15 protein-coding genes are annotated in these 11,280 nt (G+C 32.8%); 11 read left to right on the plus strand and 4 right to left on the minus strand.

Annotated elements, in window-relative coordinates; all coding sequences use genetic code 11:
- Window positions 1-432: 432 nt before the first annotated feature.
- Window positions 433-915 (minus strand): hypothetical protein, encoded by a 483-nt coding sequence (locus AC1RNS_RS25840; RefSeq protein WP_492996693.1) that lies wholly within the window; start codon window positions 913-915, stop codon window positions 433-435.
- A gap of 160 nt (window positions 916-1,075) precedes the next feature.
- Here AC1RNS_RS25840 and AC1RNS_RS25845 point away from each other — a divergent pair, with 160 nt between their 5' ends.
- On the plus strand, window positions 1,076-1,246 hold the full coding sequence (locus AC1RNS_RS25845; protein ID WP_492996694.1) for a hypothetical protein: 171 nt from the start codon (window positions 1,076-1,078) through the stop codon (window positions 1,244-1,246).
- Window positions 1,247-1,946: 700 nt separating this feature from the next.
- Here AC1RNS_RS25845 and AC1RNS_RS25850 read toward each other — a convergent pair.
- Window positions 1,947-2,153, minus strand: a complete 207-nt coding sequence (locus AC1RNS_RS25850) for a hypothetical protein (protein ID WP_492996695.1) — start codon at window positions 2,151-2,153, stop codon at window positions 1,947-1,949.
- Between the two features lie 143 nt (window positions 2,154-2,296).
- Here AC1RNS_RS25850 and AC1RNS_RS25855 point away from each other — a divergent pair, with 143 nt between their 5' ends.
- The 7 genes from AC1RNS_RS25855 (at window position 2,297) to AC1RNS_RS25885 (ending at window position 5,669) form a co-directional block, all read left to right on the plus strand.
- On the plus strand, window positions 2,297-2,521 hold the full coding sequence (locus tag AC1RNS_RS25855) for a helix-turn-helix domain-containing protein (protein ID WP_492996696.1): 225 nt from the start codon (window positions 2,297-2,299) through the stop codon (window positions 2,519-2,521).
- Window positions 2,522-2,793: 272 nt separating this feature from the next.
- Window positions 2,794-2,973, plus strand: coding sequence for a hypothetical protein (locus AC1RNS_RS25860; protein WP_492996697.1), 180 nt, complete (start codon window positions 2,794-2,796; stop codon window positions 2,971-2,973).
- A gap of 155 nt (window positions 2,974-3,128) precedes the next feature.
- Window positions 3,129-3,332, plus strand: a complete 204-nt coding sequence (locus tag AC1RNS_RS25865; RefSeq protein WP_492996698.1) for a helix-turn-helix domain-containing protein — start codon at window positions 3,129-3,131, stop codon at window positions 3,330-3,332.
- A 620-nt stretch (window positions 3,333-3,952) separates the two neighbouring features.
- A complete protein-coding gene (locus AC1RNS_RS25870) occupies window positions 3,953-4,492 on the plus strand; it encodes a sigma factor-like helix-turn-helix DNA-binding protein (RefSeq protein ID WP_492996699.1) in 540 nt (179 codons plus the stop codon).
- Window positions 4,489-4,644 (plus strand): YvrJ family protein, encoded by a 156-nt coding sequence (locus tag AC1RNS_RS25875; protein WP_429980105.1) that lies wholly within the window; start codon window positions 4,489-4,491, stop codon window positions 4,642-4,644. The genes AC1RNS_RS25870 and AC1RNS_RS25875 overlap by 4 nt, the downstream gene beginning before the upstream one ends.
- Window positions 4,645-4,684: 40 nt before the next feature.
- Window positions 4,685-4,912, plus strand: coding sequence for a hypothetical protein (locus AC1RNS_RS25880; protein WP_492996700.1), 228 nt, complete (start codon window positions 4,685-4,687; stop codon window positions 4,910-4,912).
- A gap of 133 nt (window positions 4,913-5,045) precedes the next feature.
- On the plus strand, window positions 5,046-5,669 hold the full coding sequence (locus AC1RNS_RS25885) for a hypothetical protein (protein WP_492996701.1): 624 nt from the start codon (window positions 5,046-5,048) through the stop codon (window positions 5,667-5,669).
- Window positions 5,670-6,497: 828 nt separating this feature from the next.
- On the opposite strand, the gene AC1RNS_RS25890 is transcribed toward AC1RNS_RS25885, so the two are convergent.
- Together AC1RNS_RS25890 and AC1RNS_RS25895 are read right to left on the minus strand one after the other, a co-directional pair.
- Window positions 6,498-7,550, minus strand: a complete 1,053-nt coding sequence (locus AC1RNS_RS25890; RefSeq protein ID WP_492996702.1) for a hypothetical protein — start codon at window positions 7,548-7,550, stop codon at window positions 6,498-6,500.
- Window positions 7,551-7,630: 80 nt separating this feature from the next.
- Window positions 7,631-8,134, minus strand: coding sequence for a hypothetical protein (locus tag AC1RNS_RS25895; protein ID WP_492996703.1), 504 nt, complete (start codon window positions 8,132-8,134; stop codon window positions 7,631-7,633).
- A gap of 273 nt (window positions 8,135-8,407) precedes the next feature.
- Between AC1RNS_RS25895 and AC1RNS_RS25900 the strand changes: the two genes are divergently transcribed.
- The 3 genes from AC1RNS_RS25900 to AC1RNS_RS25910 all read left to right on the plus strand — a co-directional run bounded on the left by AC1RNS_RS25900 (window position 8,408) and on the right by AC1RNS_RS25910 (window position 11,194).
- Window positions 8,408-9,043 (plus strand): hypothetical protein, encoded by a 636-nt coding sequence (locus AC1RNS_RS25900; RefSeq protein ID WP_492996704.1) that lies wholly within the window; start codon window positions 8,408-8,410, stop codon window positions 9,041-9,043.
- Between the two features lie 342 nt (window positions 9,044-9,385).
- Window positions 9,386-10,408 (plus strand): hypothetical protein, encoded by a 1,023-nt coding sequence (locus tag AC1RNS_RS25905; RefSeq protein ID WP_492996705.1) that lies wholly within the window; start codon window positions 9,386-9,388, stop codon window positions 10,406-10,408.
- Window positions 10,409-10,936: 528 nt separating this feature from the next.
- Complete coding sequence (locus AC1RNS_RS25910; protein WP_492996706.1) at window positions 10,937-11,194, plus strand: hypothetical protein; 258 nt, start codon at window positions 10,937-10,939, stop codon at window positions 11,192-11,194.
- Window positions 11,195-11,280: the final 86 nt, after the last annotated feature.

Below are 11,280 nucleotides of genomic sequence, written 5' to 3' on the forward strand. Positions count from 1 at the left end.
AAAAAAACACGCCTGTAGGGGCGTATTGCTTTTATTTTTGATGCTGGAAAACCACATGTTTTACAATGGCTGCATGAACATTTTTTACGTGAACTCAAAAAAACACCTCCTTCTTATGTTTACTAGTAATTTATTCAAACTATTTTTTTTAGGTTGTGTCACTTGCTGCGTTCCCTCTGGAACAATTCGAAGTATGAAAACACATTGCGAGAATCGACACCTGAAGAATTTGAGAAGTACAACGAACGAGTGTTGAAAATTGAGGAATCTGATGAAGTAGAATAGTGAGGGATGAACGAATGAGTGAAAAATGTGGTCAGTACATGGATAAGGAACGGAAATCTCCATGTGAGATGGTCAATATAGAATTGCTGGAAGCTTACAGTCACTATAACCGTATCTATCTACGGTCGCCAGAAGAACAAGACTATATTACTTTGTTGCGAAGAGAAATGTTAAGCCGAATGGAAAAAGAGTAAAGGAGTAGCATTCGCTACTCCTTATTAACGCATTTTGTTCCACAACTTGGTTGCAGTTTTCTGCCCCATTGTTGTAGAAAGTTGGAATAGTGAAGGAAGCAACATAATTGATATGGCCAACTGCTTTTACTTCTTTTACTGTAGCAGCACCTGGTACAACTCCACATGGTGTCAAAGCATCAGCGTTTACTTCTGTGATACAACAATCTAGGAAAAGGAAGTCTGCACCAATGTTAATTAATTCAGATGGAAAAGCCAAAATGGATTCTGGAGCTAAAGTAACAGTACAACAATCAAAAAGAAGTGGATCACATTGTGCTGATTGTTGTAATTGGACTTTTTTTAGTAGGTTAGCAACTTCTTCTGGATGGCCTTGTTGTTTCATAGCTTTGAGGTTAGCTTTTAACTTTTTCAAAATATCTTTTCTCTCAGTCATTATTTCCCCTCCTTTGCTGAGTATCTAAGGTAGTGTATGTGCCAGTCTGACTTCATTCTTGTTTGTATATCTTTTTTAAAACATATTTTTATATATCTACTGTTTTTACTAGGATAAAGTAGCCTAGTTTTTGCTAGAGGAGATGGGAGATACGTGACGGTTGTCAATCCAAATTTTCTGGCGTATTCCAGAACACTTACTGGATATGAACATTCAACCAGGAGATATGTTTGCGCCTGTTTTAGTGATGAAAGTTTTTAGTCTGAATATAAAAGCCGCTGAGTCCCATAAACCCATCCATAAACTTATAGTAAGAGCTCCACAAGACTAAAAAATTAAAAAAGGGCAAGCAACGGGTTTGTCATGACAAACCCCAAAAACATTGTTTTTGACTTGGTAGAAGATTCCTATGACCTTTCCAAATATATAGCTGTTATTTTCCCAAATAAGCAGCTATATTTGTTGTCGCTTTGCTCGAATTGTAAAGAAAAAACTACGAATGACAATCATCCGTAGTTTTACGCCACGTTGACAATGACGTACTTTCAAGATACAAAAATACAAAAGGATGCCTATTAGGCATCCTTTTGTACATCTTTAACATGATTATGTACTAACCAAATATAAAAAGTACCTTTTTGCCCTTGTGCAGAAAGATAAAGAGGTACCTTAATTAGAATATCAATTCAATGAATTACAAGCTATCCAACAAAGGGTCTGAAAGTAAAATGAGGAAATGTTTACTTAAAAAATACAAAATTATACAAGATGAGTTGATATAAATGTCTAGAATTAGGTAGTAATGAGAAGGACAAAAATTTTAAAGGAAAGAGCATAAGGGAAATCTGCTATCACTTGAGGTGATAGACTAGGCAGAGCCTAGTATTTCGGTGTCCCCATAAAAAAGTTGTTTGCTGTACATTTGCCATACACATGCCATACATTTGCTGTACATTTTTTCATCTTATCTGGCATATCCCTAAACATTTACGTGACATCAATCTTTCAACAAGTAGTAGCATTGCCACTGCTTATGACAACTCCTTATCCTCACTATCATAAAAAAATTTTAACATCATTATCATTTCTTCTTTTGTTAAAGTCACCTTCCCTAGTTCTATTAGTCTGCCTATTGATAAAACCACTAAGCTTTCGATTGTTACTGTTTTCGATTGTTCGTTATAAGTACCTCTTATCTCATGAAATCCATTTATCTTTGTGTTAATAATTGTTATCATATTTTTTTCTCTTATCCTTTCCAGATTTTTAAAAGTGACTGCAATTAGCTGTCAAAATCGTATCATTGACCCTACTTTAAAGTCAACTGTATTTTACCGTCAATTTATTACTATTTTTGATACAATGAAAATGAGGTGAGAATGTGGGAATTAGAGCTAAATCAAAATTAAAAAGTATTTTAGATAACAAAGGAATTTCAATCAGAAAATGCGCTGAAATGTCAGGAGTGAATTTTGAAACCGTTCGTAAAATGTACAACGATGAATCCAAACAATATCAACGTGATACATTAGGGGCATTGTGCAAAGCACTGGGGTGTGAAATTAATGATCTATTAGAAATTATTGAGGAACCAAATAAGAAATAACAAACACAAAAAAAGAGTAGCTGCTGCTTTTTTTATGTAAAATAAACAGCTATATTTGTTGTTGCTTTGTTCGAATTTAAAAGGTTTTTCATGAAAAGATCTTCAGAAAATCAGATTAGAGACCCTTTACATTCGTTTTAAGGCTGTTATTTTATTTTTGATTTATTTACCTTAGGGTTTTGATTCTAAATGGCTTAAAAAGGTTTGTGAGGGTTCGAAATTTGGTATATGTGTATGAAGCCTTTATGAAATCGTTGAATGGAGGTTTTAAAGTGGAACATAAACAGTATGAGGAAATGAGTATTGAAGAACTGAAAGCAGTGCTCTTTAAAATGCAGAAGGGTTTAAAATCAATAAAATATCCAGCAGGAGCAGACGGTGCTATTCTACTGGATCCGAATAATCCTAACGATCGAGAATGGTATGAACATGATGAAGATTATGTTTTGTAATATTTCAAGGACTCATCTATAACATAATGAATTCTTTTCGGCGTCGTGAAAGTAAAAAGTAAGTGTGTTGCAAATGCAACACACTTTTTTTGTAGAAAAATGCGTCAAAACTTATAATTTAGAGTTAAGACGCATTGTTGGAGGTGGAAGTATTGTTGCGGAAATTTTTGAAAAGTAAAAGGAAGAATGAGGAATGGCGAGGAGGAAATCCAAACGGACGACCTAAGGTACCCATCAATGAATTGAAATTGCTACATTTAAAAGATGCTGGGAAAAGTAATCGAGAAATCGCACGAATACTAGGTGTTTCAGAAGCAACTATTAGGAGGCGATTGAAAGAGGCTGAAAGTAAATTTTAGATGTTGAATAACATGTAGAAAATATATAGAAGGCAATAAATGTTTGTATAGAAAACATGTAGAAATGAACTTTTTTATGGGGACACCGAAATACTAGGCCCTGCCTAGTCTATCACCTCAAGTGATAGCAGATTTCCCTTATGCTCTTCTTTTCTAGGAAGGTGAAATTAAAATTGTGATCAAAGTTGTTAATTTAATAACAGCTTTGGTCTTTTATGTGTACGTGAAAACACCTCTTCATATCTACTAAATTTCTGAACTAAAATTTCTTTTCATCTGGTGCTCAACTTATATATTTGTCTGTTTTAGTTCAGATGCTAACCGTTCAAAACCTTTTGACTCTCTATCAAACCATATATTTCATCGATCACTTTTTATTGTTTGATATAGATGCTTTCTGCTTTTTGAAAAGCCGAATAAATCTTATCGAAAAGGTCGCTAAAAAAAAGTCTTTTTTATATAATTAAAATATAATTTGGAAAGGTTGTAAAAAAATAATATATAACCCCTTATATTATAAGTGGTATTTTTTTTAACCAAAAAAAGAACGTACGCTCTCTTTTTTTTGGTTTAAAAGAGAACGTAAGTTCTTGTTTTTGGATGAACAGGAGGTTTTATAGGTGGAAATTGCTAAAAAAATAACAGAAAGTCGAATTTTTATTATTTTCTTAGAAGACGAAAAAAATAATGTTATTTACTCAAGATACTTGAATGAGCCTAATCAAAAAAATGCAACTGAATTAAATGAAACCTATAAAAAATTCGAAAGACAAATGATAGTAAGAGGATATTTAAAGAAAACAATCGAGTACGAAGCAAGACGGTTTGACAAAAAAATAAGAAATGCCGAAAAGGAAAAAACGTCTTTAGATAAAGTTGTTTATGGAACTGAAATTGCTATTTCGGAATTATTAATAGACGGAAAAAGTACAACAGCATACGAAACGATATACCATGAGGATTTAAGTCAGATTTTCGAAGATGTTAGATTGGCTGAGGGTGTTGCGAATTTAACTGAAAAACAAAGGGAGGTCTTGTATATGATTTATATATTGGAGTTGAGCGAAAAGGAAATTGCTAAAAGAATGAATGTAACGCAACAAGCAATTTCAAAGGTGCGCAAAGCAGCAATAAAAAAAATGAGGGAGACAATTAAATGATGATTGAAGGATTTGAGTGGATACAAATTATAGCGAACTTTGGATTTCCTGTGGCAATTACTGTTTATTTGCTGATCCGTTTTGAGAGCAAAATAGACAAGTTGAGAGAGTCTATAGACGTTCTTTCGGATAACGTAAGTAAAATTAAGTGAATGAGAGAAAAAGATAATAAAGAATTGCAGGTGATGTGTGGTGAAGAGAATTAAAACAAATTATAAATTTGGTTTAGAAGAAAGAAATGAAATTATAAGAAAAGAAAAGAATGTAATAGAGTTCGCTTTACTACAAACAAGTCAACAACATCGAGACGATTTAAGACAACATTTGTATGAAATTGTTATAAAGACATTAGAAAACGTTAAATTCAAAGAGCCTAAAGGTTTATTTGAAAAAAACAACGAGCGAATAAAAACTTACTGACCCGTATGGGTCTTTTTTATTTGTTGCGTTATTTCATTTTTTCTTTTTTGGAAAAAGAGGTTGTAAATAAAGACAAAAATGTCCCTTAGTATAGTGTTAGCAGCTAACAAACATAAAAAAGGAGAAAACAAAAATGGCAGATTATAAATTAACAGCAACACAAACAGGCGGGGACGGAGCCCGTAAATTACGTATTAAATGGAATTATACTCTACCTTACGAGGCTACTTTATATGTGCACCGAGGTGGAGACTATAAAATGATTTACTCAAAAAGTTATAAACGAGGCGCAACTAGTGATGATATTACAATTGATGTACCGTGGTACGGTGAATTTAAAGTAGAATTAAAATTAGCATCACCAGCTATTGGTTCGCATGTAATTTACCCAACGGTGAAAATGACGGGGTCAGTTCAAGCAAAGACATTTGTTTATGATAAAGCTGCGGTAGAAAAAGCAAAACTTAAACAGGATATTGTTCTTGCTGCAACAACAATTTTGGGTTCACTCAGACTAGTAGGGACGATTTTCACTGTTTATTTTGGCGCAACGGCGATTACGAGTACCAATGTAGATTTCCCTGCGCCGAAAGTCGGAGATAAAGTGGACGTTACTTTCATCGCTCAATCTTCAGGTGGAGCGAGGGTGGAAACGCGGTTTACTCAAATACCTTATACAGATAGTAATGGTAATTCGCAATCGGGACAGGTAGTTACAAAGAATTCGTATATTGCGTTCGTAGCTTACTCTCGATAAGAGTAAAAAATCCACGAGTTATGGACTCGTGGATTTATTTTTTTTGTAGAGAATAAAATTGTATATAAAGTCGAAAATCGAAAATGCATAAGCCGATGCAGCTATAAATAATGCGGGGGAGTCGTAGCCGTAATAAATAATATCCTTCATGTGTAAACTCAATAACCAAACGGATGTAAAGATAAATAGGGATATATCGTATCCGATACTTAACGGGCGTTTAATATCTTTTAAAGCAAAATTAAAAACAATAACTCTGAAAAACACAAATAAAAGTAAGAAAACGAAATAAATGGTAGTACTGTGAAATAATATGGTTGAAATTAACGGTGGCATAGTGAGAACTCCTTAGATGGTTTTATAATCAGTTTATCGAATGAAAACCATATGTCTATAAGAATATGTAAGTATTTTACAAAGTCGATAACGAAAGAATCGCTCTCTTAATGTTCGAATAACGCTACATGGTTATCAGTAAAAAAGCCATTAACACCAACATGTTTATTTTGTGTTATCTAGAATCCAAAAGTATAGAGAATCATCGCTGCAAAAGTAAAAAAGCCCTTTAATCTAATCATTTTTATGCAATATTTATACATGACACGGCTAGCAGTTGAATTAAAAAACGCTGTCAAATCAACCATGTATAAAATTCTGTATACACAATAAAAAATGATTCAAACGAAAAGGCAGTAATAACAAGGGTTTATTCCTTGTTACTACTGCCTAATTCTATTATTATGTAAACTTAACATGTATTCGAATGTATATTGTTTGCCTCAAAATTTTGGGGATCTAAAGGACATTTCTATGGAATTAACTCAAGCTTTAACTAATTTTTTCTTTGTAAAATTCTAAAAGTGACTGAAACGTTGTAATAAATGGTATTAATCCCAAATCTAAAGACTTTATATTTAGTATTATATCTTTCTCACGATTATTTAAAATTATTATAAATTGTTTATGATTTGATTTACGTAACGTGTCCAAATTTTGAGAACTTAATGAAATAAAAGTATCTTCATTTTTTTTAACTTTTACTTCCTGAAATAATACAGTTACATTTCCTAATTCATCCATTAGCAATACATCAACTTCTGTATTATAAGGTACTGAACTTAACTTTATTCCCTTTACAGAACCATCCGTATATATCTTTCCATCTTTTTCTATAAGTTTTAATTCTTCATTTTTATTTCCAATCCATGTAGATACGGGGTATAAATTTATATCTTTTGAATTGTTGGAATCTAATTCAAAAGATTGTTTAAATAATTCTTCTTTTTTTATGTCCATATCCTTATCCAATACAAAATAACGAGAAATTCCCCAAATCCCTCCGTTATATAAACCCAAATTAGCTGTATGATCCAGTGGGAAAAATGTTAATTCATTCATCCCATCTTTTTTCCATTGAATATCTATGCTAATTTCTACTGAAGACATTGGTTGAACATCAAATAAGATAGAAGAATTCCATATTTGAGAACTACTAGTCTTTACCTTAGCTATATTATTACCCTGTAAAAAAAAACTTTGAATTTCCCAATTCGTATCTGTTTGATTTTCAAGTACAATTTTACCTGAAATATGCGATTGGTTTTTATTCATTTTTATATATGGAAATGCCCCATCTTGCACATTTTGATATTCTATATAATCGTCGTCTGGAGTAAATACTTTTACTCGAGAAAATGGTTCTGAGGATTTTATGGTATCTTTTGCTGAATCTAACAAACTAAACTTATCACTCATCTTTACATCAACAGAATCACTATTTATTTCTTGATGCATTTTTGAATCGTTAGCATTTGAACATGCTATTAATACTGTAGCAAAAACTAAAGTTAATAAAAATATGTATAAATATTTGATTTTCACTATTTCCTCCTATGGAGATTTCAATTATAAAAGGACTACCTAAGTTAATATCAGGTTAGCCCTATATATTATTTGAAATTTTAATAAGATTTAGACTGGCCTGACCACGTTGAGAATTCTGCTAACGCTAAGTTTTTAGCCCAATGGTAAGTTCTTCCAGTCCATGATTGAACAGTAGATCCTCTCGTCATTGAAACTGTAGAAGTAGCTGTACCACCAAATGCTGTTTCATATGAACCTACAGTAGCGCCCATTCCAGTTATCCCTAAACTTGTTTGAACACCAACTGTTACAAAAGAAGGTCCTGTAGTTATACCTGTACTTTTTACCTTTGTCGAAGTTGCGGACAGCACTGTATCAGCTGTTGACATGTCGTTTGATGATCTAGAAAGAGTGTTTGATTCTAATGAACCAAAAGTTGTATGGCTTGGGAATTCATCTGTAGAATTCCATATTTCATCCCAATTGATACTTGGGGCATCAACATTTTGCGAATTGCTAGTGGCATAAACATTATTACTTCCTACTGACAAAATAATTCCTGAAATTAAAAAAGGTGCTACTAATTTTTTTATGTTCTTCATAAACTCTCTCCTTTTTTATCTATAATTACAGCGTATAAACAACTAATAATAACACTGTAATTATCTTCCTATTAAGTTTTAATTATGTAAATAGTTAATTATCTTCAAAATCAAATCGTATATTATTAAAAATCTATTTAAAATGAGTAAAAACATGAATGGCAACGTGACAGCACCTTCGTTCTTCGAAATTATATAGGATGAAAAAGTGATAAATTATTAATCAGCTAATATAAACTAATATAATTAGAAACTATTAGGGGAGTGAATAGTATGTTAGAGTTGACCAAAGACAACAAAGTTTCAGAGCTGATTGCTAGTAAAAGATCATTAAAAGAGCTTAGAAAGATTTTAAATACACGTGATACAACCATACGAGAAGTATTTAATTCATTAGGATATTTCTATAATAAATCACAACATGGATGGCAACGTGACGCCAATTTTCCCGATACGGATATGACGTTTAATGAAGCGTTGGTACAGTTAAAAGCAGCAGCATCTAAGAAAACTCCTAAAGTGAATAGTAAACTAATAGAAGTTAATAAAGGTCTAATAGAAACTAATAAAGAGGTAGCCGCCACGACTCCTAATAATGAACTAATAGAAACTAATAGTCAGCGAAATATAGGGGTTTTGAACGCCATTGGTCTGTCAGAAAACGAGTTTCAGGTGTTAAAAAAGATGATTCAAGAGCGAATTCAGCAAGAGGATCCGCATGACCAGTTACCAATTTTCAATGAGATTGCGAAGTTAAATACGCGAAGTAGGAAGAATAAAACGTATTATATTTCAGAGGAGTTAGTGGCAGAAGTAGATCGTGTCGCAGATGAATTGAACATCAAAAAGTCACAGCTAGTAGAGGTTGCGCTACTAGAATTTTTCAAGCGTCATGGTTCTATTAAATAAACTAATAGAAACTAATAGTCATAGAATATATTTACAAGTTGCTAACTTTAGCGTATGGTAAGAATAACTAAATCGAACGTAAAAAAGCCATCCCACAGTGACTAATAAAGTGCTACCAACACTTTATTAATCGCTTTATCGTATCTCGTACATACGATGCAGCTTGTCGTGAAATGACTGTTTTTAACTGTTAAAACGATACATAGTATCTATATACGTCATTCTAGTATGAATTAGAAGACATTTCAACAGTTTATTAAAAAGTTTCTGTCATCGAAAGCGTTTTGCATCGTTACTACAGCGATGTAAAACGCTTTTTTGCTTCAAAAAGGAGCAACTACCATGAAAAACAAACTAAAAACTACACCAAACCAAGCAGTCCAAACATTTATTACATACGGCAATCAAAAAGGAGATCGGCAACTCAAAGAAGAGCGCCTGCAGCAATTAGAAGAAGTACTAGCAACACAAGGTATTTATCCTGGAGGGAAAGTACATAGAGTGCTAGAAAAATTGATTTATGACCTTACATACAACGGAGTTATCAAAGTAAGCCGAGAACATTTAAGTAAAAAATTAGAGGTTGGTTTCAATACAATTTCAACAGCCTTTAAGTATATGGACCAATCAAAGCTGTTTATTCTCTCTAGAAACAAATCAGGGAAAACGAATAGTGGTTGTCGGGTCATTCTGGATGTGCAACATGTAAATTTTGAGAGCATTTTAAGAGAGGTTTATCATCTCACTGTATATGAAATTGCGATTGTAAAAGAGGACTTTAAATATCTAAACAAACATCAAAATAAACATCAGGATTTGGCTCAAAACGCTGTCACACCAACGCCAAACAGTTCAAATTCGGATCTTAACTATAATAACCAAATTAAAATATTAAAAGATATAAAGACGTCTACTAAGGAAGTGTCTGATCAAAAAAATAATCTTTATAATCGTTTAAAAAACCTCTATCAAGCCCGTACAGGCTCTTTAGAAGGCTTTAAACCATTTGTAGGGGTTATTTATGGCTCATTAAAAAAAATCAAAGCAGAGGACAAGCTAACGGTGTCTCACGTGCAATTAGAATCGATTATGTATCAATCATTAGATGCAGCTGTTTCAGCAAGCGATCAATACGTAAAAACAAACCGTGTAGCCTTACTAAGTGCTATTATTCGAAACAAAATCAACGATTTAACGGTTTCGAATTCATCTGCAGTACCAGAAAAAGATAAAACTAGAAAAGTAGAATTGGTACCTGCATGGTTTGCGACTCGTCATGAGCAAGAAGAAGAATTAACAGAAGAAAAGAAAGCCTATTTTGCACAAGAACGTGAACGAGTATTGGCCAAGTTACGAAATCTCTAATCAAACGGGGAATGGTGAAAACCATACCTCTAGTTTGCTATACTCATTTTTAAATTAGTATCGGAAAAAAAGCCCTCTAAAAATTAGAAATAGGAAATTATGATAATGCAAAACAATAATACACTTTCAGGATTTCATATCAAAAGTTAAAAAAGGTAAAGTATTGAAGTTACATCCCAAACAATATACCTGGCATATTCCGAAACACTTACGAGAAGAAAATAAAGAATAGCGTGAAGCAGTTGATAGGGATTATGAAGATTGGAAAAAATTTCTACTGAGAATAAGCAGCTTAAAGAAAAGAATAGAGGGCTTTAACAGTCCTTATAAGCGATTTAACGGCTGAAATCAAATTTACTTTACCACATGCTAAAGAATTCGTTAAAGAGCTTACAAGTAATATTATGACCCTTAAAGACGCTTTTAGGAGTTTGGTAAGCAAGGTAAAACAAAAAGTGCTTGGGGGCGAATTTGAGAAGGCCTCACCAGAAGGATTTGAATAAAGAGAAAAAATAGAGGGATGGAACGATGAAATACGATTATGATAAAATGTTAAAAATTGAGGTTCTCAACGAGTTTTCAAATGGTGTCCATGCTCGCCTTTTAAACTTTGTTTTGAAAAATGGTATCGATCAACAGGGTAAAAATAATTTTTATAATGCCTTATTGGACCAACTTGCTGAAATGATAGATTTGAGTTTATTCAAAATGTCATATGAAGAATTAGGGGTATTAGAGGGGTACTGGAAGAACATGAACAAATATGTTCGTGAAATTACGGAGTAATTTTAGAATAAAAAAACACGCCTGTAGGGGCGTATTGCTTTTATTTTTGATGCTGGAAAACCACATGTTTTACAATGGCTGCATGA

Source organism: Lysinibacillus sp. GW821-FHT14F06, assembly GCF_058803665.1.